Source organism: Bradyrhizobium sp. UFLA05-108 (assembly GCF_059803455.1).
This window is the reverse complement of record NZ_JBANAZ010000085.1, coordinates 1-23,652: the sequence shown is the minus strand read 5'-3', so window position 1 is coordinate 23,652 and position 23,652 is coordinate 1. Positions and strand designations below refer to the sequence as shown.

The 23,652-nt window shown below is 64.1% G+C and carries 28 protein-coding genes; 16 read left to right on the top strand and 12 right to left on the bottom strand.

Annotated elements, in window-relative coordinates; all coding sequences use genetic code 11:
• Positions 1-158: 158 nt before the first annotated feature.
• Positions 159-1,058 carry a DUF2189 domain-containing protein gene (locus tag SO140_RS39500; protein WP_449381982.1) on the bottom strand — a complete coding sequence of 300 codons (900 nt, stop codon included), beginning with the start codon at positions 1,056-1,058 and terminating at the stop codon, positions 159-161.
• A gap of 338 nt (positions 1,059-1,396) precedes the next feature.
• Here SO140_RS39500 and SO140_RS39495 point away from each other — a divergent pair, with 338 nt between their 5' ends.
• Complete coding sequence (locus SO140_RS39495) at positions 1,397-1,822, top strand: DUF3597 domain-containing protein (RefSeq protein ID WP_449381981.1); 426 nt, start codon at positions 1,397-1,399, stop codon at positions 1,820-1,822.
• Positions 1,823-1,893: 71 nt separating this feature from the next.
• Here SO140_RS39495 and SO140_RS39490 read toward each other — a convergent pair whose 3' ends face one another.
• Entirely contained in the window at positions 1,894-2,169 is a 276-nt protein-coding gene (locus SO140_RS39490) for a GNAT family N-acetyltransferase (RefSeq protein WP_449381980.1), read from the bottom strand.
• Between the two features lie 105 nt (positions 2,170-2,274).
• Here SO140_RS39490 and SO140_RS39485 point away from each other — a divergent pair, with 105 nt between their 5' ends.
• Positions 2,275-3,222, top strand: a complete 948-nt coding sequence (locus SO140_RS39485) for a tetratricopeptide repeat protein (RefSeq protein WP_449381979.1) — start codon at positions 2,275-2,277, stop codon at positions 3,220-3,222.
• Positions 3,223-3,628: 406 nt separating this feature from the next.
• Positions 3,629-3,820, top strand: a complete 192-nt coding sequence (locus SO140_RS39480) for a hypothetical protein (protein WP_498543894.1) — start codon at positions 3,629-3,631, stop codon at positions 3,818-3,820.
• A gap of 49 nt (positions 3,821-3,869) precedes the next feature.
• Here SO140_RS39480 and SO140_RS39475 read toward each other — a convergent pair whose 3' ends face one another.
• The 3 genes from SO140_RS39475 to SO140_RS39465 all read right to left on the bottom strand — a co-directional run bounded on the left by SO140_RS39475 (position 3,870) and on the right by SO140_RS39465 (position 5,118).
• Complete coding sequence (locus tag SO140_RS39475; protein WP_449381977.1) at positions 3,870-4,145, bottom strand: GNAT family N-acetyltransferase; 276 nt, start codon at positions 4,143-4,145, stop codon at positions 3,870-3,872.
• Positions 4,146-4,156: 11 nt separating this feature from the next.
• Positions 4,157-4,672, bottom strand: coding sequence for a DUF3828 domain-containing protein (locus SO140_RS39470; RefSeq protein WP_449381976.1), 516 nt, complete (start codon positions 4,670-4,672; stop codon positions 4,157-4,159).
• A gap of 92 nt (positions 4,673-4,764) precedes the next feature.
• Entirely contained in the window at positions 4,765-5,118 is a 354-nt protein-coding gene (locus SO140_RS39465) for a hypothetical protein (protein ID WP_449381975.1), read from the bottom strand.
• A gap of 315 nt (positions 5,119-5,433) precedes the next feature.
• Here SO140_RS39465 and SO140_RS39460 point away from each other — a divergent pair, with 315 nt between their 5' ends.
• The 5 genes from SO140_RS39460 to SO140_RS39440 all read left to right on the top strand — a co-directional run bounded on the left by SO140_RS39460 (position 5,434) and on the right by SO140_RS39440 (position 10,435).
• Positions 5,434-7,038 carry an acyl-CoA synthetase gene (locus SO140_RS39460; protein WP_449381974.1) on the top strand — a complete coding sequence of 535 codons (1,605 nt, stop codon included), beginning with the start codon at positions 5,434-5,436 and terminating at the stop codon, positions 7,036-7,038.
• 9 nt (positions 7,039-7,047) lie between these two features.
• Positions 7,048-7,908 carry a PCC domain-containing protein gene (locus tag SO140_RS39455; RefSeq protein WP_449381973.1) on the top strand — a complete coding sequence of 287 codons (861 nt, stop codon included), beginning with the start codon at positions 7,048-7,050 and terminating at the stop codon, positions 7,906-7,908.
• Positions 7,909-8,015: 107 nt separating this feature from the next.
• The gene (locus SO140_RS39450; protein WP_449381972.1) at positions 8,016-8,786 is read left to right on the top strand and encodes an AAA family ATPase; all 771 of its coding nucleotides are present in this window, start codon (positions 8,016-8,018) and stop codon (positions 8,784-8,786) included.
• Between the two features lie 143 nt (positions 8,787-8,929).
• Entirely contained in the window at positions 8,930-9,481 is a 552-nt protein-coding gene (locus SO140_RS39445) for an SRPBCC family protein (protein ID WP_449381971.1), read from the top strand.
• A gap of 3 nt (positions 9,482-9,484) precedes the next feature.
• The gene (locus SO140_RS39440; protein WP_498543893.1) at positions 9,485-10,435 is read left to right on the top strand and encodes a YVTN family beta-propeller repeat protein; all 951 of its coding nucleotides are present in this window, start codon (positions 9,485-9,487) and stop codon (positions 10,433-10,435) included.
• 84 nt (positions 10,436-10,519) lie between these two features.
• On the opposite strand, the gene SO140_RS39435 is transcribed toward SO140_RS39440, so the two are convergent.
• The 4 genes from SO140_RS39435 to SO140_RS39420 all read right to left on the bottom strand — a co-directional run bounded on the left by SO140_RS39435 (position 10,520) and on the right by SO140_RS39420 (position 14,504).
• On the bottom strand, positions 10,520-11,089 hold the full coding sequence (locus SO140_RS39435) for a dihydrofolate reductase family protein (protein ID WP_449381969.1): 570 nt from the start codon (positions 11,087-11,089) through the stop codon (positions 10,520-10,522).
• An 8-nt stretch (positions 11,090-11,097) separates the two neighbouring features.
• A complete protein-coding gene (locus SO140_RS39430; protein ID WP_449381968.1) occupies positions 11,098-12,084 on the bottom strand; it encodes a polysaccharide deacetylase family protein in 987 nt (328 codons plus the stop codon).
• Positions 12,085-12,246: 162 nt separating this feature from the next.
• Entirely contained in the window at positions 12,247-12,819 is a 573-nt protein-coding gene (locus SO140_RS39425) for a glutathione peroxidase (protein WP_449381967.1), read from the bottom strand.
• A 92-nt stretch (positions 12,820-12,911) separates the two neighbouring features.
• Positions 12,912-14,504: a L,D-transpeptidase gene (locus tag SO140_RS39420; protein ID WP_449381966.1), complete on the bottom strand. Its 1,593-nt coding sequence runs from the start codon at positions 14,502-14,504 to the stop codon at positions 12,912-12,914.
• A 208-nt stretch (positions 14,505-14,712) separates the two neighbouring features.
• Here SO140_RS39420 and SO140_RS39415 point away from each other — a divergent pair, with 208 nt between their 5' ends.
• The gene (locus tag SO140_RS39415) at positions 14,713-15,261 is read left to right on the top strand and encodes a CreA family protein (RefSeq protein WP_449381965.1); all 549 of its coding nucleotides are present in this window, start codon (positions 14,713-14,715) and stop codon (positions 15,259-15,261) included.
• Here the strand turns inward: SO140_RS39415 and SO140_RS39410 are convergent.
• Complete coding sequence (locus SO140_RS39410) at positions 15,251-15,448, bottom strand: hypothetical protein (protein WP_449381964.1); 198 nt, start codon at positions 15,446-15,448, stop codon at positions 15,251-15,253. The two genes, SO140_RS39415 and SO140_RS39410, sit on opposite strands and share 11 nt — an antisense overlap.
• Positions 15,449-15,862: 414 nt before the next feature.
• Here SO140_RS39410 and SO140_RS39405 point away from each other — a divergent pair, with 414 nt between their 5' ends.
• A complete protein-coding gene (locus tag SO140_RS39405) occupies positions 15,863-16,027 on the top strand; it encodes a hypothetical protein (RefSeq protein WP_449381963.1) in 165 nt (54 codons plus the stop codon).
• Positions 16,028-16,078: 51 nt separating this feature from the next.
• The gene (locus SO140_RS39400; RefSeq protein ID WP_449381994.1) at positions 16,079-16,444 is read left to right on the top strand and encodes a hypothetical protein; all 366 of its coding nucleotides are present in this window, start codon (positions 16,079-16,081) and stop codon (positions 16,442-16,444) included.
• An 8-nt stretch (positions 16,445-16,452) separates the two neighbouring features.
• Here SO140_RS39400 and SO140_RS39395 read toward each other — a convergent pair whose 3' ends face one another.
• Both SO140_RS39395 and pdxR read right to left on the bottom strand, forming a co-directional pair.
• A complete protein-coding gene (locus tag SO140_RS39395; RefSeq protein WP_449381962.1) occupies positions 16,453-16,698 on the bottom strand; it encodes a DUF6719 family protein in 246 nt (81 codons plus the stop codon).
• A 67-nt stretch (positions 16,699-16,765) separates the two neighbouring features.
• The gene (gene pdxR / locus SO140_RS39390) at positions 16,766-18,250 is read right to left on the bottom strand and encodes a MocR-like pyridoxine biosynthesis transcription factor PdxR (RefSeq protein ID WP_449381961.1); all 1,485 of its coding nucleotides are present in this window, start codon (positions 18,248-18,250) and stop codon (positions 16,766-16,768) included.
• Between the two features lie 76 nt (positions 18,251-18,326).
• Here pdxR and SO140_RS39385 point away from each other — a divergent pair, with 76 nt between their 5' ends.
• From SO140_RS39385 to kynU, 5 genes are all read left to right on the top strand, one after another.
• Entirely contained in the window at positions 18,327-19,052 is a 726-nt protein-coding gene (locus SO140_RS39385; protein WP_498543892.1) for a pyridoxamine 5'-phosphate oxidase family protein, read from the top strand.
• Between the two features lie 49 nt (positions 19,053-19,101).
• Positions 19,102-20,379: an ArgE/DapE family deacylase gene (locus SO140_RS39380; RefSeq protein WP_449381959.1), complete on the top strand. Its 1,278-nt coding sequence runs from the start codon at positions 19,102-19,104 to the stop codon at positions 20,377-20,379.
• A 255-nt stretch (positions 20,380-20,634) separates the two neighbouring features.
• Positions 20,635-21,444, top strand: a complete 810-nt coding sequence (locus SO140_RS39375; RefSeq protein WP_449381958.1) for a hormone-sensitive lipase — start codon at positions 20,635-20,637, stop codon at positions 21,442-21,444.
• Positions 21,445-21,470: 26 nt separating this feature from the next.
• Positions 21,471-22,310, top strand: a complete 840-nt coding sequence (kynA, locus tag SO140_RS39370) for a tryptophan 2,3-dioxygenase (protein WP_449381957.1) — start codon at positions 21,471-21,473, stop codon at positions 22,308-22,310.
• Between the two features lie 7 nt (positions 22,311-22,317).
• A complete protein-coding gene (kynU, locus tag SO140_RS39365; protein WP_449381956.1) occupies positions 22,318-23,526 on the top strand; it encodes a kynureninase in 1,209 nt (402 codons plus the stop codon).
• Positions 23,527-23,652 lie beyond the last annotated feature (126 nt).

Here is a 23,652-nt window from a genome sequence, read left to right as displayed (position 1 = left end):
GTGGCATGACCGGCGGCGCGGAATGTCGGTTCCAACCGCGGCTAAAACAAGGCCCATAAACCTATGGCGTCTACTCAACTACGAGCAGGGTTAAAGGAACGATATTGGGCGAGTCCGTAAGCGATCAACCGGCGGACTCGCAGCAATGTAATTCCGTTTCACTCCGACCGATTCCGCCACGGGAACAGGTTGGCGGGAAAATCAGCCGCCGGCTTGCGTGGGCGCGGCGGCGGAGCGTCATGCCTTGCATTGGGATCCGACACGATCACCTTGCGATAGAGATGCCAGGTGGCATGGCCGAGCAAAGGGATGACCACGGCGAGACCAAGGAATGCCGGGATGGTTCCGAGCGCCAGCAGCACTGCGACGATCACGCCCCAGGCCGCCATCGGTACCGGGTTCTTCGCTACGGCGCGCAGCGAGGTCACCATGGCTTCGCCGGCGCTAGCGTGCCGGTCGAGCATCAACGGGAACGAGATAACGCTGATGCAGAGCGCGGCGAGCGCGAACAGGAAGCCGACACCGCAGCCGACCACGATCAGCCACCAGCCTTGCGGCGTGGTCAGCACGTGCTTGAGGAAGTCCGAAATGCCGGTGACGCCTTCATAGCCGAACGCCGCCACATAGATCGCCTGCGCGGTCGCAACCCAGGTCACGAACAGCGCGAGCAGGAGCGTGCCGAGCCCAAGCATGGCGCCGAAGGAGGGCGAGCGCAGCACGTCCATGGCATCCCAGGCGCTGGCGTCCTCGCCGCGTTCGCGCCGGCTGCTGAGTTCATAAAGGCCGAGCGCCGCAAACGGGCCGATCAACGCAAAGCCCGCGGCCAGCGGAAACAACAGCGGTATCACCGAATAGCCCATGGCGATGCGCGCGAGCACGAGGCCGAGCACCGGATAAATGACGCAGAGGATGATGGCGTGGCTCGGCACCGCCTTGAAATCCTCCCAGCCGCGCTTGAGCGCGTCGTGCAGATCGGACAGTTGGATGGTTCGGATGATCGGTCCAGCCGCATCAGCAGGCTGGGCCATAGGGACATTGCCCTGGTAGAGTGTGGCCATGGTCGCTTGCTCCCTTGCCGCGCGGCCGAATGCCGCGCCGGCAAACGGCGCACGCGGCCGCTCTTTCATAGACAATCGCAATTCCAGGCCAGGCGCGAAGACCGGCGGGGATCGCGAACTGAAGTGAAAGCGTACTCCCATTCGCGGGAGCTGTCCCTCACGCTTGGGTGAAATTCGATGTCGCAGTGCAACCGTGAATATGTCATTCGGTCGTCATTTCGCCGCAGATAAGCTGATGCTGTGACATGCTTCGCTCAGGCAGCGGACGCGACACAGAAACTTGGCCTACAGGTTGACACCTTAAGGCCCTTCCAACGGATCCTTTTCGGGGAGCAGACATGAGCATTTTCGGTAAAATCGTCAGCGCGATCTTCGGCAGCCATCCTGCCGCGGCTGCGCCGGCTGGCAGCGCGACCTCCGGCGAAGCACCGGCAGGCTCCGCTCCTTCAGCCTCGGCGCCGTCGGCCGCACCTTCCGCTGCGCCGTCCGCCGCTCCCGCGCAGATCGTCGACGTGGCCGCGATCGTCGATAAGGCGGTCGCCGCGCACAAGGGCGAGAAGCTGGAATGGCGGACCTCGATCGTCGACCTCATGAAGGCGCTCGACATCGACTCCAGCCTTGCCGCGCGGAAGGATCTCGCCAAGGAGCTCGGCTACACCGGCGACACCAACGATTCCGCGACCATGAACGTATGGCTGCACAAGCAGGTGATGTCCAAGCTCGCCGCCAATGGCGGCAAGCTGCCGCCGGAGATCAAGCACTGACGGCAGCACCGTCGGCGTCGAAAAAGGCCCGCGAGATCGCGGGCCTTTTTAATGCCTGGCGTTGTTTTGCCTTACGCGACGAGATCCGCATATTCCGGATGCTTGTCGAGGTAGTCGACCACGAAGCCGCAGCCGGCGACCACCTTCCTGCCATCGCGCCGGATCAATTCCAGCACGCCCTTGACCAGCTCGGATGCAATGCCGCGGCCGCGCAGCGCGCGCGGCGTCTCGGTGTGGGTGATGATCACCGCCGACGGCGTCAGCCGGTAATTGGCGAAGGCGACCTCCTGGCCGACATCGAGCTCGAAGCGGCTCTTGTCCTTGTTGTCGCGTACCGATGCCGGCATGCCAATTCCTTCCCAAGTGTCGTTGGAGGCCCTGATCTAGACGTGTGAACCCGCCTCTGCCAAGGCACGACCAAGGGAAATCATTGCAGGGGAGACATCCGTCACATGCGTGTCTCGATCGGTCTCGTGGCTTCGCTGGCGGTGCTGACGCTTGCCCGAGCTGCGCCGGCATCGGCCGCGGACGGCGAGGTGGCTGCACGAGCCTGGGACGTCTGCATTGGGACGACGATCGCGCTGGACGATCGCGTCAAGGCCTGCTCGGCGGTGATCGACGCCAAGAGCGAGACCGGCGGCAAGCTCGCCGCCGCCTATTGTAACCGCGGCCGTGGCCTGACCGAGAAGCGCGAGCTCGACGCCGCGCTCAGCGATCTCGACGAGGCCGTCAAGATCGATCCGACCTCGGCCTGTGCCTTCAACAATCGCGGCCGCGTCTTCGCCTTCAGGCACGATTTCGACCGCGCCATCGCCGACTATGATCAGGCGATCAAGCTCGATCCGTCGTTGGCGATTGCCTACAACAATCGCGGCGAGTCCCGCTACAACAAGGGCGACCTCGACGGCGCGATCGGTGACTATGGCATCGCGATCAAGCTCAATTCCAACTATGCCTTGGCTTACGGCAACCGCGGCCTGGCCTTCTATCGCAAGCGCGACATGCCGCATGCGCTCGCCGACTACACGACGCGCATCAAGCTCGCGCCCGATCTGCTCGCCTATATCGACCGCGGCAACGTCTATCGCGACAGCGAGCAGCTCGATCGCGCCGCCGACGACTATGGCGAGGCGATCCGGCTGGCGCCGACCGATGCGCGCGGCTGGCGCAACCGCGGCCTGATCCGGCTCATTCAGGGCGATAACAGAGGCAGCGTTGCCAACTACGACAAGGCGCTGCAATACGATCCCTCGGATGCGTTTTCCTGGAACAACCGCGGCCAGGCCAGGATGCGGCTCGGCGACAAGCAGGGCGCGATCGGCGACTTCCGCAAGGCGCTGGAGTTGAGACCAGGCCTGCCGACCGCACACGAGGCGCTGCAGAAGCTGGGCTCGCCGTAGGCGTGGGCTCCGTTCATTCAACGGCTCCGCGCGTCCGGCGATAGCATTTGGACCTGGGATCACCGAGCGCGTTTCAATGCTTGGCGAGGAAGACCTATTGCGACCTTCATGATCTGCGGAGTCATTTTTGCAGCGGTGATCTTGGCTTGGATCGAATTCTGACAGGCCGTCTGCGCACTCCCTCTTTGTCAAGGATGACTTCCGCTTCTCCGCCTGGGGCGCTGGATTGTCGTTTGCGCGCTGCCGCCTCGCCGGCAAAAAACCACCGGTCCGCTCTTGCAACCGTGCTGCCGGTTCCCACGTCTTGGTGTAGGACATACGCCCGAATGCGGCCGGCAGGGTCGCTGAACATTCGGAGTGTCGTGATCGCCAGCCGCCGACGTATGCCTCTTTGTAGGAGGTTACGATGTCGGACTTTGGTTATCTGAATACTCATCGAACATGGGAGGACTGGTGCGGGATGCTGCTCGGCGCGCTGATCGTTGCCTCGCCGTGGTTTCCCGTCCAGGATCAAGCGGCGATGGTGCTGCTCGGCATTCTCCAGCTCTGGCAGGATTGGGAGCTGAGCGATCAGGACATGCTCAAGCACGGGCAGTAGGCATGTGCGTCCGCAAGGCCCGTCGCGAGATCGGCGGCCCTGCGGTCGCTTATCTCTTCACGAGATCCGCGTAGTCTGGATGTTTTTCGATCCAGGCCTTTACGAACGGACATTGCGGGATCAGCGCCAATCCTGCGGCGCGAACCTGGTCGAGCGCGCCTTGCACCAGCTTTGAGCCGACGCCCTTGCCGCCGAGCTCTTTCGGTACCTCCGTATGCTCGAAGGTGATGACGTTGCCGTCGAGCCTGTAATGCTCGGTGGCGAGATGGCCTTCCACCTCGAGTTCGAAGCGGTGATGGCCCCTGTTGTCGATGACGTCGCTCATGTCGTCTCCCGTCAGCTCTTCAGCGAGCCAATCAGCATCTTGCGGATCGACCAGGCTTGCCCGTCGGATGAGCCCGTGATGTCGTCGATCTTCCAGCCATTGGCCTCGCGCACGAACTCATAACGCACGACCTGGTCGGTGGTTTTGCGGTCGTTGCGATGCCCGGTGATGGTCACCGCGATCGTGGCCTTGTCGGCCTCGAGAGTCTCCGTGTCGACCTTGAACGACTTGACGTCGGGTTCCTGCGAATTGGTGACGGGATCGAAATCGACCGGCCCGACATCGCCCTTCGGCGTGTGCGCGTCGGCCTTGGCCCACAGCGCGACCAGCGATTTCGAGAGATATTTTGCCTTGGCGGCCTTGCTCTCGATGATGAAGGCGCCCCCGCCAGCGCCCTTGCCCTTGGCGGCGCGGGTGTAGATCGCGGTCAGGATCGCGACGGGGTCGTTGGCCGAGGGGGCTTGCGCGGCGGCCGCATTGACGGTGGCGAGAAGCGAGGCTGCGACGAATGTGCGGCGGGTGAGCATGGGATGTCCTGAGATCGGTTCTACCCGCGCTTATAGACCGGAATGTCCGGCCGGCGGCATATCTCAGTAGAGTATTGCGGTGGCGGATTGGTTCAATCGGCCGCCTTGGCGAGACGCGAATCCTCCGCAGGCTGCGGCCGCAGGCAGCCCTTGCAGATGACGAGCGATCGCTTGACCCGTGACTCCTCGTCGGCCTCGATACCGTCCTGGGCCTGCCACCACTCCTTCGAGTATGGCTGGAGTGCCGCGACCGACTTGTCCTGCTCGTTTCGGGCGGCGGTCCGCGACGTGTGCGCTGGCTTGGGTTGATTGGGATCCTCACCAGCACCGTCCCAGGCATAGCGCGCCGGAGCGAAAGCGGGATCGGACGCAAGCCGCGCTTGCGGGGCCGCGGCACATCCGGCGAGTGCCAGCGACAACAGGAGAAAGGCGGGCGCTTTGGACATGGTGCGGAACTCTGTACGCGGAGAGAGTTCAAGGTTGCGCCGATCATGTTTAAGATTCCCTCAACGACACGCTGATCAGGAATGCCAACAGGGCGCGGCGCGTGCTATCCGCTTCGAGCTGCATGGCGGCTATTGCGGCGGGCACGGCTCGCCATCCTGCTTCAAGGAGAAGGCGATCTCGACGACGCCATTCGCGTTCAAGATGCCGTAATGAGGCTCTGCGGCGAGCGGCCTTGCGGCGCCGCCGATGATGGCGATAAATGGACTGCGAATAGCGGTCCGCCTACGCGCCGTCCGCCAGCCAAGAGGAAGCCCATGCAGCCACTGCGGATGTCGCGCCGCGTCATGAACCTTGCTTACATGCTGACCCAGAATGCGCGGCGGCACGGGTCGCGGCCGGGTTTCGTGTGGGGCGATAGATCATGGAGCTGGCGCGAGATCGACGCGCAGACCTCCGCGCTCGCAGCGGCGCTTGCCGCGCGCGGCATCATCAAAGGCGACCGTGTCCTCGTCCATTCCAAGAATGGCGACGAGATGTTCTTCTCGATGTTCGCCGCATTCCGCCTCGGCGCGATCTGGGTGCCGACAAATTTCCGCCTGATGCCGGACGAGGTCGCCTATCTCGCGCAGGCTTCGGGCGCCAAGGGATTCCTGTGCCATGGCGATTTTCCCGAGCATGCCGCAGCCGTGACCGGCGGCGCGCTGGAGTTCATTTGGCGCATTGGTGACGGCGTGTTCGGTGAGACCACCGTTGCGCAGGCGATCAACAGGTATGCCGGTGCCAAGATCGAGAACGTCGCCGTCGAGCATGACGATCCCTGCTGGTTCTTCTTCACCTCCGGCACCACCGGCCGTTCCAAGGCGGCGGTGCTCACGCATGGCCAGATGGGTTTTGTGGTGACCAATCACCTTGCCGATCTGACGCCGGGCACCACGGAGGCGGATGCATCGCTCGTGGTCGCGCCGCTGTCGCATGGCGCCGGCGTGCATCAGTTGATGCAGACCGCGCGCGGCGCGTGCACCGTGCTGCTGCCGACCGAAAAATTCGACATCGGCGAGGCGTTCCGCCTGATCGAGACGCATCGCGTCGGCAATCTCTTCACCGTACCGACGATCCTGAAGATGATGGTCGAGCATCCCGCGGTCGACAAATTCGACCATTCCTCGCTGCGCCACGTGATCTATGCCGGCGCGCCGATGTATCGCGAAGATCAGAAGACCGCGCTGAACAAGCTCGGCAAGGTCATCGTGCAGTATTTTGGCCTCGGCGAGGTCACAGGCAACATCACCGTGCTGCCGGCGGCGCTGCACGACGTCGAGGACGGCCCGCACGTCAAGATCGGCACCTGCGGTTTCGAGCGCACGGGCATGCAGGTCTCGATCCAGGATGATGAGGGGCGTGAGCTTGGGGCCAACCAGAGCGGCGAGATCTGCGTGATCGGGCCCGCGGTGTTCGCCGGCTACTACGATAACCCCGAGGCCAATGCGAAGTCGTTTCGCAACGGCTGGTTTCGCACCGGCGATCTCGGCCACATGGACGAGGAGGGCTTTGTCTACATCACGGGACGCGCCTCCGACATGTACATCTCCGGCGGCTCCAACATCTATCCGCGCGAGATCGAGGAGAAGATCCTGACGCACCCCGCGGTCGGCGAGGTTGCCGTCCTCGGCGTGCCAGATCCAACCTGGGGTGAAGTTGGCGTTGCCGTTTGCGTTGCGCGCGAAGGTGCAAAGCCCGTGAGCGAGGCGGAGATGGCCGCCTTCCTTGGCCCCAAGGTGCCGCGCTACAAGATGCCGAAGCGCTTCTTCTTCTGGGAGGCGCTGCCGAAGTCGGGCTATGGCAAGATCCCCAAGCGGATGGTGCGTGACGAGCTCGAGGCGCGCGGCCTGCTCGATCTCGACAACAAGCAGGCGGGCTGAGCGCAGATCATGCGGAGCATCAAGCAGCCGGGCTCACCGGTCGCGGAGCGCATCCAGTGGGTGGAGGCGAGGGGACGGGCCTTTTCGTTCAGGCTCGAGGCCGGCATGCCGCTGCTGGAAGCCGCGCGCCGCGGCTTTGCGGCGCAGGGGTTTGCAGGCGGCGTGCTCAACTTCGGTCAGGGCGCGCTCGGCCCGTTCGCCTACGTGATGCCGGCGCTGTCGAAGACTTCTGAGAACGCTGCGTTCTACAGCGAGACCTTTCGCCCCCAGGGCGTGACACGGGTGAAGCTCGGCAGCCTGACGCTGGGCAGGCGCGACGGCGCGCCGTTCTTTCATTGCCACGGGCTCTGGACCGAGGCGGATGGCCGCGCCAGCGGCGGCCACATGCTGCCGGAGGAGACTGTCGTCGCCGAGCCGTTCGAGGTTGCAGCGTTCGGCATCGACGGCGCGGTGTTCACGGCGGAGCCGGACGGCGAGACCAATTTCAAGCTGTTCGGGCCGGTGGCCGCTGAGGCTAGCGGCGCGCGCAGCACTGCCCGCGCCTTCGCATTGCGGCTGCGGCCAAACCAGGACTTCGCTGGGGCTCTCGAAGGCTTTTGCCGGGAGCACGGCATCGCGCGTGCGAAAATCCATGGCGGCGTCGGCTCGACCATTGGCGCGCGCTTCGTCCATGGCGGTGTGACCGAGCCGTTTGCGACCGAGCTGGCGGTAACGGCCGGCGCGATCGCCCCGGGACGCTCTGGTGCGCTGGAGGCGGAGCTCGATGTTGCCCTGGTCGACTACACCGGCGGCCTCGCCGAGGGCCGCCTCGTCCGCGGCGACAATCCCGTGCTGATGACCATGGAGCTGGTGCTGGAGGCACTGGACTAGGGCACGACCGGGGCTTGTGGCCGGGCGAAAATGCCACTTCCCTGTACATATTGTTCCTGTTATGTTCCGGTCGATGACCGGATCTGACAGCAACTGGGGACTCGGATATGGGCAGAAGAGGCAATCGCACGATCAATTTGCCCGCTCCCTATTTGAAACGAGTCTGGCTTGAGCCGTCGAAGATATCCAATCGGGAATCTTATCCGTTTTGCCTTCCCATCTTCGCCGATGACTTCGAGCTCAGCTTTGAAGCCCCCATCACCATCATCGTCGGAGAGAACGGCACCGGGAAATCCACGATCCTGGAGGGCGTTGCGGCGCTTGCCGGCTACGACGACGCCGGCGGCGGCAAGGGTTATATGCCGGTCGATCACTCCCAAGCGCTGGAGAAGATGGGTGGTCAATTGTCGAAGGCGCTGCGCGCGAGCTGGCTGCCCAAGATCACCAACGGTTGGTTCTTTCGTGCCGAAAGTTTTTTCACAGTTGCGAGATATCTCGATCAGGCTGCGCGCGACGTCGGCGCGGTTGGCCCTGACTTCCTCTCCCACTCGCATGGCGAAGGTTTCCTGCGCTTCTTCGAGGAGCGTTGCCAGCGCCAGGGCATCTTCATCTTTGACGAGCCGGAATCCGCGCTCTCGCCGGCGCGCCAGATCGAATTCCTGAAGCTGCTGCGGCGGATGGAGGACTCCCGCATCTGCCAGGTCATCATGGCTACGCACGCGCCGATGCTGATGGCCTATCCCAATGCGACCTTGTTGCGACTGACCAAAGGCGGACTGGAGCCGGCGACCTTATGGGAGATCGACCATTTCAAGGTGCTGCGCGAGTTTTGCGACGATCCGGCCGGATTCATCGATACGGCGCTCCAGGACGAGTAGGGGGCTCAGGACAGGGGGGTGAACACGCCCCCCAGACCACCGGCTACCACGAGGGGCCTCGATCCCGTCGAAAACTGCGCTACGATGGCCGCAGCGTGCGTCAGTCGCGTAAGAGACCAACGATACACATTTGAGGACACGACATGAGGGTGACGAAGAGGACGGCGCTGGCCGTTGTGGCGGCGCTGGCGGTGGGGACGACGGCCCTGACGGCAGCCTGGGCGCACGGGCCGACCCGGCAGAAGGTGCGGGAATCCATCGAGATCAACGCACCGCAGGCCAAGGTGTGGGCGGTGATCGGCAATTTCCAGGACATGAGCTGGCTCGCCGGCGTCAGCAAGACCGAGGGCGAGAAGGGCAATGAGATCGGGGCGACGCGGCGGCTGACGCTTGCCGGCGGCGCCACCGTCGACGAGGAGCTCTATAAGTTCGAGCCCGACATGATGAGCTATTCCTACCGGATCACGGCGGTCGACGTGAAGGTGCTGCCGGTCACCAACTATTCCTCGACGCTGACGGTGTCGCCAGCGCCCGAAGGCAAGACGAAGCTGGAATGGGCCGGCGCGTTCTATCGCGGCTTTCCCAACAATGACCCGCCGCCGGAGCTCAGCGACGAGGCCGCGGTGAAGGCGGTGAGCGGGCTCTACAAGGGCGGCCTCGAGGCGCTGAAGAAGAAGATCGAGAGCGGAAGCTGAAGCGTGCGCGTTCTGGTGTTGGCGGCGCTGGCCGCCAGCTTCGCGACGGGGCTCGGCCGGGCCTCGTCCGAGGAGGCGTTCGTCACCAACCAGCTCAGCGACGATCTCACGGTGGTGGATCTCGCGACCTCGCGAGCCGTCGCCACCATCGCGATCGGCGGCAAGCCGGCGGGCGTGGCCGTCTCCGCCGACGGTCGTTTCGCCTATGTGACGAGCCCTGATGGCAAGGCGTTGACTGTGGTCGATGCCGCGGCGCGCAGTGTGGTTGGCCGGGTCGACGTCGGCGGCGGCCCGCTCGGTATCGCCGTGGCGCCGGATGGCAAGGTCGTCTACGTCGCCGACTGGTACGCGGCTGCGGTGCGCGTGATCGACCCGCAGGCGGAGGGCGTCGTGGCGAGCATTGCGGTCGGCGCCTCGCCCTCCGGGCTTGCGGTGACGCCGGACGGGAAATTGCTCTTGTCGGCGGATCGCGACGACGACAACGTCTCCATCGTCGACACCGCGACGCGCGAACGGCGCGCGGTCGTCAAGGTCGGCACGCGGCCGTTCAGCGTTACCATCGATGCCGATGGTAAGCGAGCGTTCACGGCGAATGTCGGCTCGAACGACGTCTCCGTGATCGATATCGCCGAGGCGCGGGAGACCGGTCGCGTGCCGGTGGGCATGCGGCCCTATGCCGTGGCGCTGGCTTTGGGCCACGGCTTCGCCACCGACCAGTATGGCGGCACCGTCAGCGTGTTCGATCTCGCGACGCTGAAACCCGTCAAGCGCATCAATGTCGGTGACTATCCGGAAGGCATCGCCGCGACCGCCGACGGCAAGCGCATCATCGTCGCGAATTGGGAGAGCAACACCCTCAGCATCATCGATGCCGTCGAGCTGAGGGTGATCGGCGAGGTCAAGGTCGGCGACGGCCCGCGCGCGTTCGGGGCGTTTCTCAGGCGAACTGAGTAGGGGACGGTAGCCCCGGATGAGTGAAGCGACGTGCGGGAGTAGTGATCCCGAATATCGCTGCACTGATCCCGGCTACGACACGCATCACGCGTTTGCCGTGCGCAATCCCCGTCGCCACGGTGTGACGGTGACGCCGTGCGCGGCATCGAGCACATGCGCTTCACCTGGATTCATCCCATGCGCCGCAAGCACCTCATGCGGTGTCCGCTCAGGCACACCGACGAAGCAGCCTTCGCCGCCGGGCAGGCGCACCTGCGGGGCTTCCGAGAGCCAGAAGGTGTCGTAGCGGTCCATGAACATGTCGAATACGACGGGGCCGCCGATGATCGCGACCGTGCCCGAGGACACGTCGGCGAAGGCGCATGCCTCCTCGAAGCTCGCGCCAAGCGGATTCCACAGTGTCGCATTCGGCATCTCCGGATCGACCGCGAGCGCGGCGATCTTGCGGGTCAGGATCAGCCGCTTTCGCTTGGGCGAATTCGGCTGTCCTTCATGCGAGTGTCGGCCGTGCACGATCAGCGCGGCACGATCGAGCGACTGCTCGAAGAACCTCTTGTCGCCCTCGAACTTCAGGCTGTCGGGCATGACGTGGCGCGCGTCGGCAAGCATGCCGTCGGCGGAGACGATGACGTAGCCTTCGAAACGGAAAGACAACGGCGCGACTATTCCGAGACCGTCGTCACCACGCTGTTGACCGGGCGCTGGCTCACCGTCGGCAGCTTGACGTCCTTGAGCAGCTCCTGGTCGTATTCGGGCAGCGTCGACACCGGGCTCTTCGCGCGCATCGCCACGACCTTGTAGCCGCCGGCCTTGAGCTGCTGCAGCAGCGCGGGCAGCGCTTCGGCGGTGTGCTTCTGGAAGTCGTGCATCAGGATGATGCCCTTGCCGAGCTTGGTCAGCTTCTTCATCACGGTGTCGATCACCTTCTCGGGCTTGGAGGCCTTGAAGTCGAAGGAGTCGAGATCACAGGAGAAGATCGCGATGTTGCGGTTGCCGAGATAGGTGACCATCTCCGGCGGATGTTGCAACGCCGGGAAGCGGAAGAACGGCGAGGGCGAGATGCCGCCGAGCGCCCATTTCACTGCGGAGAACCCCTTCTCGATCTCGTCCTTCTTCTGCTGGTCGGTGAGCTTCTTGTTGTTGAGATTGGCATGAGACCAGGTGTGCGCGCCGACGGTGTGGCCGGCCGCGTAGACCTTCTTCAAGATCTCCGGCTCGTAGGTCGAGTGCTTACCGATCGGGAAGAAGATGCCGGTGGTGCATTCATCGGCCAGCGCCTTCAGCACCGCGGGCGTGTTGTTCGGCCAGGGACCGTCGTCGAAGGTCAGCACCACCTCGTGGTCGCGCAGGAAGTCGAGCTCCTTGAAGTGCTCGAAGCCGAACCCCGGACCACCCGTGGTGTCGATCTCGACGGTGCGGGCGACGCCGAGCGCATTGGGATTGCTGCAGGCGGCGCGTGCTGGCTGCGCGCCTTGTGCCGCCGCTGGCGAGCTGGCGGCCGCGGTGGGAGCAGGGGCCGCCGCCGGCGCTGCGGCGGGGGCGGCTTGCGTGGCTGCCGCGGGCTTCGCGGCCGGGGTCTGCGACCATGCGGCGCTCGCCATCGCAAGAGAGATTGCGCTCGCCAAAATAAGTCCTGCCGCAACACGCATGATGTTGTCCTCGATAGAATGATCCCGTTGTTCGGCCGTAGCTTTTTTGCCGCTGTCCGAACCTGTCCGCCCCAGACAATCCTAGCCTAGATGGTGGGCCATCGCCAATGCAACGGCTGTTTCGCCCCGCCGGGCAATTGTGCCCAAGCACGTGAGATCGGCTCAGCTATCGGCAAGCGACTTGGCGACGGCCGTCTTGACGCGGGTGTCGGTCGGGTCGACGGCCGAAGCGAAAACCTCGGCGATGTAGCCATCGCGGCCGATCAGGTATTTGTGGAAGTTCCAGCGCGGAACCTCCTTTGGTCGAGCATCCGCGGCCCATTTGTAGAATGGATGAGCCTTGGGACCGATCACGACAGCCTTGGCGGCGATCGGGAAGGTAACGCCGTATTGGTGATGAGCGGTCTCCGAAATCTCCGTCACGCCGCCCGGCTCCTGGCCGCCGAAATCGTTGGAGGGCACGCCGATGATGGTCAGTCCACGTTCGCGGAACTGGCTCCAGAGTTCCTGAAGGCCGGCATATTGCGGAGTATAGCCGCAGAGCGAAGCCGTGTTGACGATCAGCAGCGGCCGGCCGGTGAAGGACGCAAGCCGGATATCGTCGCCCGAGAGCGCGGGGAAGGAGAAGGCGTAAGCCGAGATCTTGCTCATCGACCCCTGCGCAAGTGCGCGAGTCGCGACGGGGCTCGTGAGCGCGGCGAGCGCTGCGGTGAGCATTGTCCTGCGGTTCAGCATGGCAACGTCCCCCAAGTTGATCCGGGGACGGATCATACTCCGGGCGCGTGACCAAGCGTGCTCAATACCGCGTTATGCGCGCCACAGCGCAATTAGCGCAGACGAACGATGAAATCCGTACCTTCGCCGGTTTCGCCCTGATTGATGCCCTGGTCGGAGACGATGATCGAGCTGCCTGTAGTCAGCATCTCGTTGATCTTCGCCATGGTGTCGGCGGCGATCGAGATGCGGTCGAGCGCCTCGGCCGGACTATCCGGCGAGATCACGGGCTTGGCGGCGATCGGGATGACGGCGGCCATGCGCTGGCGGCGCGTCATGCGGCTGTCGTCGTCACGCTCCACCGAGCGGACGGCGACGGGCATCGACACCACCGACCAATGCAGCGCGTTGGCATCGCTCTTGTCGGCTTCCGCGGTGAAGACATGCGTGCCGAGCGGACGGTCGCTGGCCGCGATCGTCACGGGCGCTTCGAACAGCGGCGAGAAGTTCTGCCGCACATAGACCTTGGAATCCTTGCGGCTGATGAAGACCGCGATCTGCCCCGCGCGCTTCGGCGGCTCGGGCTTTGCGGCTGGCGCGGGCTCGGCGACGCGGGTCTGATCCTTTTTCGCATCGGCGGTGGGTTGTGCAGGCGTCGGCGCCGTTCCCGCAGCATCGGGCTTCTTGACCTCGGTCGCTTCGGTTTTTGCAGGTTCAGGCTTGGCGGTCGCCTCGTCCGATTTCGGTTTTGCCGGTTCGGATGCGTCGGCGGTTTTCGCACCGTCCGTCTTTGCGTCTTCGTTGGGAGCTGCCTTGTCGGCGGAGGGTTCCTCGCGCGCCATCGCGTTGCCGATGGTTGCGTCCGATATCACGGTGTGGCCGACGGTCGAGCGCAGCTCCATCGCCGGCGCGGCGCTCACACTCCTGACCTCGGTGGCCTTGGTCTCTTCGGCCTTGCTCTCAGAAGACTTTGCCTCGGGCGCGTCTTTGTCCGCCTTGTCGGCGACCGTCGTCGTTGGCTGCTGATCCAGGCTCGCCGCGGGTTGCGGCGGCACGCGCAGGCTCGCGAGCAGGGGATGCGAGAAGCTGTGCGGCGTCATCTCGCCGGGCGTCACGATCACGCGCGCGCCCATTTTCGTCCAATTCCACATCTTCACCGCGAACGCCATCGGCATGCGGATGCAGCCATGAGAGGCGGGATAGCCGGGCAGGACGCCGGCATGCATGGCGACACCCGACCAGGTGATGCGCTGCATGTATGGCATCGGCGCGTCGCTATAGATGTTGGAATGGTGGAATTTGTGTTTCTGGATGACGCTGAACACGCCCATCGGCGTGGGATGACCCTTCATGCCGGTCGACACCGGCGATTCCGCGAACACGCCGTTGGAATCGTAGACCGTCACCCTCTGCCGGTCGATCGAGATGGCGATGACCAGAGGCCCTTGCGGCTTGGCGCCGGTCTCCTTCTCCGCGGTCTCTTTCTTGTTCTTGCCCAAGACAGTGCCGCGTTTGAGCGGCTTCGGGCGAACGAGCTTCGGTTGCGGCTGGTGGTAGTAGTAAGAACCGTCGGTATAGTCCGACCAGTAATACATCGCGGCTTCCGCATGGGTCGTGGTGCCGATCGCACCCGCCGCCGTCAAAATGGCGACCCGCCACAACTGCGCCCTTGCGGCAGAAGAACTGGTCACGCTCACGCTATTCATCCTCGAATCCGTATTCCAAATCAGTAGTTAGTCTCGCAAAGGGGATACGCGTTCACCAGCAGACCGGTTCAGCTATCAGCCAATTTTGTCCAAGCCGTAGCAAAAAAGCCTCACAGACCAGTAAACAGCAGCCGCGTGGGCAGGCTGGTCGCCTTCCTGATCAGCCCTCCCATCCCTACATTGCGGTGACTTGTTACCGGAGAACTTCATGTCATCTCGTTTCCCCGGTCTTTCAGGCATGTGCTTGAAAGGCCTCGCTTTATTCCTCCTGCTAATAGCCTTGCCGACCAGCTTTGCCCAAGCCGCCGACGAGCCCGATCTGATCTTCCGCCGCTCCACCGTGTTCAAATGGCTGAGCCCGAACGACAAGCTCGCGACCTATGGCCTCGACGATCCCGAGGTCGAGGGCGTGGCCTGTCATTTCACGGTGCCGGAGAAGGGCGGCTTCAAGGGCTGGCTGGGGCTGGCCGAGGAGGTCTCTGACATCTCGCTCGCGTGCCGGCAGGTTGGTCCTATCAAGTTCAAGGACAAGCTGGAGCAGGGCGACGACATGTTCCGCAAGCGCCGCTCGCTGTTCTTCAAGAGGATGCAGATCGTGCGAGGCTGCGATACCAAGCGCAACGTGCTGGTTTACATGGTTTATTCCGACAAGCTGATCGAGGGCTCGCCAAAGAATTCGACCTCGACCGTGCCGATCATGCCGTGGGGGCCGACGGATACCAACATTCAGAAGTGTGGCGACTTCTTCACTCAGTAACGAGACTGCGGCTGAAGCGCGGCTTTGCGAGATGCGAGCCGGTTAGCCGCACAAACGCCTGCGGTGCCACCTCGTAACCACGGTCGGATTGCAGCGCCATCGCGCCGGTGGCGCTGCGCTGACCCTGTCTCTCGTTGGCGCGATCCTGGTCCACGTCGCGTCCAATTGCGCGATCTCTCGCCATCATGATGGCCATCCCTCAACCCGAGCCTCGGTTTGTGCCGGGCTTATTGCTGTTCGAAGGCTTCCGTCGTCGCTGGAACGTCCCCGGTTCAGCGAAACTTCGCGCTTCTTTGCGCTCCTCTTCAGCAGAGAAACGTAAAATGCGTGTGAAGCGTCTGCCTCGGGACGGTGACCGCGGGCCGCGCGCCGCGGCTGTGGCAGAGTCGGAGGGGGCCGCGAAGCAGCGGTTGGCCGCCAGACGAGTTGACTGAAATTATTGGGTTTTTTGACCCAATGTTTCGTCGCATGCGCGCCGACGAAACAATTCTCACGAAGATGAAACCATTTTCCCATTTTGGCGCATCACGGACGAAACGGCCCATGGTTATGACCCAACCAGCGGTAGCGGCGCACGGCCGCGGGGAACTGGAGACTTTACATGCGGGCGCTCAGCTTCATCCTTGCTTTCGGCTTTGTCCTCGCCGGGTCCTCGCTGGCTGGAACGAGCGACAGCGGACTGCCGGGCGTCGGGACCTTTGCCTATAGCGGCTCGCCGGTTGGGGCCAAGGTGTCTCTGCCGATCGTGATGGCCGCGCGTATCTGATTGCAAGAATCTGATTGCAAGAAAAAAGACCAGTAGGATCAAGAAAAGCCAATCATGTTTCGCATCTGCGCCGCAGCTTTCCTCGCGTCCCTGCTTACGATCACCGCAGCCCAGGCTCAGGTGCGCTCTCCCAACAGGTTGCCGGATCCGCGCACCGACTTCGTGCGCCAATGTGCGCCGCACATGCTAGGGCGCTGGGCACATCCGGAGGAAGTCTGCGGTTGCCTGCATGATCATGCCGCCGCCGTTGTCGAGGACCGCGACCTGCGCGAGGCGCTACTTCGCGGCATCAGCGAGACCGGCGTGCCGACCATCGAGAACGAATGGGTGCCGGTCGCCAAGCAGTCCGAGATCGGACCGACCTTCACCAAGATCGCCAAGCCGACCCTTCAGTGCATGTTCGACCCGGCGAAGTAGTCCGCAAGCTATTTCGACTTGGGTCCAAACCGAGGCACACAGGTGCGGGTCGCCGTGATGCCGCTTTCGGTCATCTTCGCACCGCGCACTTCCTTGATCTGCCCGGCTGGGCAGGTGCCGTCATCGACCATCACGCGCTGGCCAAGCCGCAAGCCGACGATGTCCTGCTCGCGTCCCACCGTGCCGGCGTGCGCCAGCGTTGTTGTTGACAAGGCGAACAGCGCGCACACGCACATCGCGCGAAAATGGGTCATGACGAAAATCCCGGCCTCGATTTGGCGATGTTAGAAAGCCGCGCGCGATTCTCATAGTGAACCTTCGTCACGCGCGCCGTGTCGGCCTTTCGCTGCCGCGAAGCGCGGCCAGCGATTGCTTCGCGAGCTTTTCGGCTGATGCCACAAGTTGCGGAACCGAATGGCCGGAAAAGCCGAGAACGAAACCGGGCAGGGGACGGGTGCGCGCATAGGTGTCGGCGAGCAGCCAGCCTTCCGCGCCGGCCGCTTGCTTGGCCCGCGAGGCGACACGCAATTCGACCGATGGCTCGAACTGCGCGACCAGATGTAGGCCTTGCGAGGGGACGGGAACCGACAGCCGTCCGTCGGACGCGACCTCAAGCGTCGCAGCCAGTGCATCACGCGCTTCGCGATAAAGTTTTCGCACGCGCTTCAAGTTCGCGGCGAAGGCGCCGGAATTGAGCATGTCCGCGACCGCGCCTTCCATCAGCGTACCGGGAAAGCGGTCGAGCGCGGCCCGCGCGGTCGCGACCGGCCCGATCAGGCGCTCCGGCAGCGCGCAATAGCCGATGCGCAGGCCGGGAAACAGCGTCTTGGCAAACGTGCCCATGTAGATTACGCGCTCGAGCTGATCGATGCCGGCAAGCGACATCAGCGGCGCGCCGTCATAGCGGAACTCGCTGTCGTAATCATCCTCCAGCACGAAAGCGCCGGCCTCTTTCGCCCAGTCGAGAAGCTCGAGCCGGCGCGGCATCGACATCTGCACGCCCAGCGGAAACTGATGCGACGGCGTGACATAGGCCGCACGAGCCCTGGGTGCCACCGTCCGCCCCTTGGCGACGCGCAGGCCGTGCTCGTCGACCGGCACGGAGACGGCGCGATAGCCGCAATGGAGCATCGCCGCGCGAGCGGTGGGGTATCCGGGATCCTCGCACCAGATCTGGTCGTTGGTTTTGAGGATCGCGCCGAGCACGATGCGTAAGCCGTGCAGCGTGCCTGACGTCAGCATGATCTGGTCGGGATCGCAGCGCAGGCCGCGCGCGGCGAGCAGATGATCGGCAACCGCGACGCGCAGCTCGCGGCTGCCGCGCGGATCACCATAGTGCAGATGTTCGCTGCCGAAGGCGCGCATGCGTCGGCCGATGAAGCCGCGGAAGCGCGCCAGCGACCGTTCGTCGATATGGGTGCAGCCGAGCGCCAGCGTGCCCTGCCGCGGGGCCTCGACTGTGATCTTCACCCTGCGCGCATCGCTCGCGCGCGAGGGAATTTTCGCGGCGACGAACGTCCCCGAGCCGACGGTCGCTTCTGCAAATCCATCGGCGATCAGCCGCTCATAGGCCGTGACAACGGCGTTGCGCCGAAAGCCGGTCTGCTTCGCCAGCGTCCGCGATGGCGGCAGCGGCTCGCCAGGCCTGACCAGGCCTTCCACGATCGCGTGGCACAGTGCCTGGTAGAGGCGGTGCGCGGAGGAGGCGCTCGCCGTGATGTGCGCTCCCGCGAAATCGAGTGGCAGCTCGGTCTTGCGCGGCGGGGCTTTCGAAGACTGTTTGAAATTGGTCGGAATTTTTCGCATGGAATTGGAACTATCGCAGACCAAACCCTTCGCTACAACCCTCGTTGAGATCCGCCAATCCCAACTGGAGCAGCCCGTGTCAGAAGGTCAGACGTCCGCGTCCTATCCGATCTCCCAGCGCAACCGGGTGAAACGCCTGCATGAGCGCGGCGCCTACGATCACGCCACCGTCCACCGCATCCTCGACTCCTCGATGCTGTGCTACGTCTCCTATGTGATCGATGGCCAGCCCTATTGCACGCCGACCTTCTTCTGGCGGGAAGGGACCAAGCTCTATTGGCACGGCTCCAGCGCGAGCCGAATGCTGCGCAACCAGTCGGACGGCCAGAGAGTCTGCCTGACCGTTGCACATCTCGACCGCCTGGTGCTGGCGCGCTGCGGCTTCAACCACTCGGCGGACTATCGCGCCGTGATGGCCTTCGGCACCGCGCACCTCGTTACCGATCCCGACGAGAAACAGCGGGCGCTGGTCGCCATGGTCGATCGGCTTTATCCCGGGCGCACTGCGGGTTTGCGTCCGGCGACCACGCAGGAGATCAAGGCGACAGCGTTCATCGCAATGCAGATCGAGGAGGCGTCGGCCAAGATTCGCAGCAAGGGGGTTGGCGACGACGAGGAAGACTACGCACGGCCGATCTATGCGGAGCGCATTCCCATTCGAACTGTGCTTGGCGCCCCCGAGCCTTGCAAGCGCCTGCTCGACGGCGTCACGCGGCCAGCGATGCTGAATGGCTATTCGGAAGGCCGGCTGCTCGAAGATGCATTGCTGGATGCCTATTTTCAGGAGTACCCGGAGGGCTGAAATCGGCTAGCTTCGCGGCGCTCTTTGAAAGCGGATTGGAGTTGCCAGCATGAATGCCGAAACGCAGCGGAGGATTCTCGACGCCGTCGATGCCGGCTTCGAGGCCCAGCTTGCGACCACGCGCGACTTCGTCGCGATCCCCTCGACCCGCGGCGCTGAGGGCCCCTGTCAGGACATGATGGGCGACCTCCTGCGCGCGCGCGGCTACGAGGTCGACGACTGGCATATCAATGTCGACGAGCTCAAGGATCTGCGCGGCTTCGGTCCGATCGAGCACGATTTCTCCAAGGCGCGTACGGTGGTCGGCACCTACCGCCCGCAAACGAGCGGCGGCAAATCGTTGATCCTGCAAGGCCATTGCGATGTCGTGCCGGCGGGGCCGCTGGAGCTCTGGGACACCCCGCCATTCTCGCCCGCCATCAAGGACGGCAAAATGTATGGCCGCGGTGCCTGCGACATGAAGTCCGGCACCATCGGCGCGCTCTACGCGCTCGATGCGATCAGGGCCGCGGGCTTCAAGCCGACGGCGCGGATCCATTTCCAGTCCGTGATCGAGGAGGAGAGCACCGGCGTCGGCGCGCTCTCGACGCTCCAGCGCGGCTATCGCGCCGATGCCTGCTTCATTCCGGAGCCGACCGGCGGCAAGATGGTGCGCTCGCAGGTCGGCGTGATCTGGTTCCGCCTGCGGGTGAAGGGCCATCCGACCCATGTCGCGTTTGCCGGCTCCGGCGCCAATGCGATCATGGCCGCCTATCATCTGATCCAGGCGCTGCAAAACCTCGAGATCGAATGGAACGAGCGCGCGAAGAGCGATCGCCATTTCAAGACGCTCAACCATCCCATCAACTTCAACCCCGGCATCATCAAGGGCGGCGACTGGGCCTCCAGCGTGCCGGCCTGGTGCGACGTCGATTGCCGCATCGCAGTACTGCCGGGCTGGTCGATCGCCGATCATCAGAAGGAGATACTTGCTTGTGTCGCGGCTGCGGCGCGCAACCACCGCTTCCTCGCCAACAATCCGCCGGAGGTGGAATGGTCCGGCTTCCTGTCGGAAGGTTATGAGCTGACCAACGCGGCTGGGCCTGAAGCCGCCTTCGGCAGAGCGTTCAACGCCGTCTATGGTGGCACGGTCGAAGATCTCGTCTTCACCGCGCTCACCGATACCCGCTTCTACGGCCTCAACCACGGCATCCCCAGCCTCTGCTTCGGATCCTCCGGCGGCGAGATTCATGGCTTCAACGAATATGTCGATCTGGAGTCGCTGAAGAAGTCGACCAAGGCGATGGCGCTGTTCATTGCGGAATGGTGCGGGGTGGAGAAGGGGTAGCGTTCTCTCTCCGCGTCATTGCGAGCTTCGTAGGGTGGTCAAAGGCGCCCTTGCGCCGTGCCCACCACCTTTCCAGGATTGCGGCCCAAGTGGTCAGCACGCTTCCGCCTTCGCTCTTCGAGCTACGGCGGACAAGTCGCTTTGCCCACCCAACAGGCGCAACCAATTGCTTTAAGCTTAAAGTAAAGACTAGGACCGGCGCCCTGCCGGTGGCACACTGGCAACCTGTCGCCGGCGAATCCTCTGGGAGTAACAATGCGCGATTGGGATGATGCTTATGCCAACTCGGCCCACGTGCCGGGGTCCGACAAGCTGCCCGCGCTGTGGGCCGAGCGCGCCGCGGCGTATCGCGCGGAACTGAAGGCATTTCGCCCCGACATCGCCTATGGCTCCGGCGAACGCCAGCGCCTCGACCTGATCCTGCCGGGTGGCGACACAAAAGGCCTCGTCGTCTTCGTCCATGGCGGCTACTGGATGCGGTTCGACAAATCATCATGGACCGATCTTGCCGAAGGCGCGCGACACCACGGCTGGGCCGTGGCGCTGCCGAGCTACACGCTGACGCCGGCCGCGCGGATCTCCGACATCACAGCCGAGATTACGGCTGCCATCGCCACCGCGGCCGCGCTCGTGTCCGGACCGATCCGGCTCGCCGGGCATTCGGCGGGCGGCCATCTCGTCACCCGCATGCTATGCGACGATAGCCGACTCGAGCCCGCGGTCTATAACCGCATCGCAGCGACGCTGTCGATCAGCGGGCTGCACGATCTGCGTCCGCTGCTGAAGACCAAAATGAACCTCACGCTTGGCATGTCGATCGAGGAGGCAACGCTCGAAAGCGCAGCGCTGCATATGCCGCGCGGGCACGCGCCGCTCACCGCATGGGCCGGGGGCGCAGAGCGTCCCGAATTCATCCGTCAGGCCGAACTGATGGCCAACGTTTGGACCGGTTTTGACGTGCCGACGCGTCTCGTGATCGAGCCCAGCTACAACCATTTCACCGTCGTCGACGGGCTCAAAGACCCCTCGTCAAAAATCACTGCGAGCCTGGTTGGCCTGGAGTGATGGAGATCGATCGGAGAGCGGATGTCATGACCAGCAACGACTACGATCCCACCGCCGAAGGCGCCGAGACCGATTTCGCCCGGCGCATGTCCTACGGCGACTATCTTCAGCTCGATGCGATTCTCGGCGCGCAGCATCCCCTCTCGGATGCGCATGACGAGATGCTCTTCATCATTCAGCACCAGACCTCCGAGCTCTGGATGCGTCTTGCCATTCATGAGCTCAGCGCCGCGCGACGCGCCATCGCGCGTGACGAGGTCTCGCCGGCAATGAAGATGCTGGCGCGTGTCTCGCGCATCTTCGAGCAGCTCAACAACGCCTGGGATGTGCTGCGCACGATGACGCCGAGCGAGTACACGCACTTCCGCTCCAGGCTAGGGCAATCCTCGGGCTTCCAGTCGAGCCAGTACCGCCTGATCGAATATCTCCTCGGCAACCGCAATCACGCGATGCTCAAGCCCCATGCGCATGACGCCGAGGTCACGCGGCTTTTGGAGGGGGAGCTGGCGACGCCGAGCCTCTACGACGAGGTGCTGCGCCTCGCCGATCGCAAGGGGCTCGCGATGCCGCCTGCCGTCCTGGCGCGTGACGTCCGCGAGACGCACAGCCTCAACGAGGGCGTGCTGGAGGCGTGGCGGCGGGTCTACGAGGCGCCGGAGACGCATTGGATGCTCTACGAGCTCGCCGAAAAACTCGTCGACTTCGAGGATTATTTCCGCCGCTGGCGCTTTAATCACGTAACGACCGTCGAGCGTGTCATCGGGTTCAAGCGCGGCACCGGCGGCACCGGTGGCGTCAGTTATCTCAAGCGCATGCTGGAGGTCGAGCTGTTTCCCGAACTCTGGCGCGTGCGTACCATTCTTTGAGCAAGCCATGACCAAGACCCGACTTCGCGTCTATGACGACACCAGGGCGCTCTTTCATCTGCCCGAGGGCGTGATCTATCTCGACGGCAATTCGCTCGGCGCGCTGCCGCTCGGCGTTGCCGAAAAGGTCGACCGCGTGATCCGCCGGGAATGGGGCAATGAGCTCATTCGCGCCTGGAATACGGCGGGCTGGTATGTGCAGCCGCGCAATGTGGGTAATCGCATCGCTCGGCTGATCGGCGCGGAGGCGGGCTCGGTGATGATGGGCGATACGCTCTCGCTCAAGGCCTACCAGGCGCTCGCCGCTGCGCTCGACATGAACCCTGAGCGCAAGATCGTGCTCTCCGACACCGGCAATTTCCCGACCGATCTCTACATGGCCGAAGGCCTGATCGCGACGCTTGGGCGAGGGCACCAGTTGCGCCTCGTGGCGCCGGAGGCGGTCGAGGCTGCGCTGTCCGAGGAGATTGCGGTGCTCTACCTCACCGAGGTCGACTACCGCACCGGTCGCCGCCATGACATGGCGAAGCTCACTGCAAAAGCGCATGCGCTTGAAATCGTGACCGTCTGGGACCTCGCGCATTCGGCCGGCGCGCTGCCGGTCGATCTCGCGGCTACGGCTGCCGACTTCGCTGCGGGGTGCACCTACAAATATCTCAACGGGGGCCCTGGCGCGCCGGCTTTCCTCTATGTCGCGCCGCGCCACGCCGATCAGGCACGTGCCGCGCTCTCGGGCTGGATGGGCCACGCAAAGCCGTTTGCCTTTGATCTCGGCTATGCGCCCGCGGGCGGCGTGGAACGCATGCGCGTCGGCACGCCGCCGGTGCTCGCGATGGCCGCGCTGGAGGCTTCGCTCGACATCTGGGACCGCGTCGATCTTGGGGAAGTCCGAGCCCGCTCGCTGGCGCTCGGCGATCTCCTGATCGCGGAGGTCGAGCGCCGCTGCCCGCAACTCAGGCTGGTCACGCCGCGCGCGCACGAGATGCGCGGCTCGCAGGTCTCCTTCGCCTTCGACGGTGGCTATGCCGCGATGCAGGCGTTGATCGCCCGCGGTGTCATCGGCGACTTCCGCGCCCCGGACATCATGCGCTTCGGCCTCACGCCGCTGTATATCGGGGAGGACGAGATGATGAGGGCAGCCGAGATCATCGAGGAGGTGATCGTTGGCGAAGTATGGAGGCGACCGGAATATCAGGTCGTGAATGCGGTGACGTGAGAGGTAGGCTATCTTCCCAAGCTCAACCGTCATTGCCCGCGAAAGCGGGCGATCCAGATGCTATGGGGTAAGCGGCGACTGGGGTAAGCGGCGGTGAGGGTGTGGACACCCCTCGAACGCCGTGAT

Coding starts and splice junctions, on each gene's coding strand:
- SO140_RS39500 (WP_449381982.1), bottom strand. CDS start 1,058: ATGGCCACACTCTACCAGGGCAATGTCCCTATGGCCCAGCCTGCTGAT.
- SO140_RS39495 (WP_449381981.1), top strand. CDS start 1,397: ATGAGCATTTTCGGTAAAATCGTCAGCGCGATCTTCGGCAGCCATCCT.
- SO140_RS39490 (WP_449381980.1), bottom strand. CDS start 2,169: ATGCCGGCATCGGTACGCGACAACAAGGACAAGAGCCGCTTCGAGCTC.
- SO140_RS39485 (WP_449381979.1), top strand. CDS start 2,275: ATGCGTGTCTCGATCGGTCTCGTGGCTTCGCTGGCGGTGCTGACGCTT.
- SO140_RS39480 (WP_498543894.1), top strand. CDS start 3,629: ATGTCGGACTTTGGTTATCTGAATACTCATCGAACATGGGAGGACTGG.
- SO140_RS39475 (WP_449381977.1), bottom strand. CDS start 4,145: ATGAGCGACGTCATCGACAACAGGGGCCATCACCGCTTCGAACTCGAG.
- SO140_RS39470 (WP_449381976.1), bottom strand. CDS start 4,672: ATGCTCACCCGCCGCACATTCGTCGCAGCCTCGCTTCTCGCCACCGTC.
- SO140_RS39465 (WP_449381975.1), bottom strand. CDS start 5,118: ATGTCCAAAGCGCCCGCCTTTCTCCTGTTGTCGCTGGCACTCGCCGGA.
- SO140_RS39460 (WP_449381974.1), top strand. CDS start 5,434: ATGCAGCCACTGCGGATGTCGCGCCGCGTCATGAACCTTGCTTACATG.
- SO140_RS39455 (WP_449381973.1), top strand. CDS start 7,048: ATGCGGAGCATCAAGCAGCCGGGCTCACCGGTCGCGGAGCGCATCCAG.
- SO140_RS39450 (WP_449381972.1), top strand. CDS start 8,016: ATGGGCAGAAGAGGCAATCGCACGATCAATTTGCCCGCTCCCTATTTG.
- SO140_RS39445 (WP_449381971.1), top strand. CDS start 8,930: ATGAGGGTGACGAAGAGGACGGCGCTGGCCGTTGTGGCGGCGCTGGCG.
- SO140_RS39430 (WP_449381968.1), bottom strand. CDS start 12,084: ATGCGTGTTGCGGCAGGACTTATTTTGGCGAGCGCAATCTCTCTTGCG.
- SO140_RS39425 (WP_449381967.1), bottom strand. CDS start 12,819: ATGCTGAACCGCAGGACAATGCTCACCGCAGCGCTCGCCGCGCTCACG.
- SO140_RS39420 (WP_449381966.1), bottom strand. CDS start 14,504: ATGAATAGCGTGAGCGTGACCAGTTCTTCTGCCGCAAGGGCGCAGTTG.
- SO140_RS39415 (WP_449381965.1), top strand. CDS start 14,713: ATGTCATCTCGTTTCCCCGGTCTTTCAGGCATGTGCTTGAAAGGCCTC.
- SO140_RS39410 (WP_449381964.1), bottom strand. CDS start 15,448: ATGATGGCGAGAGATCGCGCAATTGGACGCGACGTGGACCAGGATCGC.
- SO140_RS39405 (WP_449381963.1), top strand. CDS start 15,863: ATGCGGGCGCTCAGCTTCATCCTTGCTTTCGGCTTTGTCCTCGCCGGG.
- SO140_RS39395 (WP_449381962.1), bottom strand. CDS start 16,698: ATGACCCATTTTCGCGCGATGTGCGTGTGCGCGCTGTTCGCCTTGTCA.
- pdxR (WP_449381961.1), bottom strand. CDS start 18,250: ATGCGAAAAATTCCGACCAATTTCAAACAGTCTTCGAAAGCCCCGCCG.
- SO140_RS39380 (WP_449381959.1), top strand. CDS start 19,102: ATGAATGCCGAAACGCAGCGGAGGATTCTCGACGCCGTCGATGCCGGC.
- SO140_RS39375 (WP_449381958.1), top strand. CDS start 20,635: ATGCGCGATTGGGATGATGCTTATGCCAACTCGGCCCACGTGCCGGGG.
- kynA (WP_449381957.1), top strand. CDS start 21,471: ATGACCAGCAACGACTACGATCCCACCGCCGAAGGCGCCGAGACCGAT.
- kynU (WP_449381956.1), top strand. CDS start 22,318: ATGACCAAGACCCGACTTCGCGTCTATGACGACACCAGGGCGCTCTTT.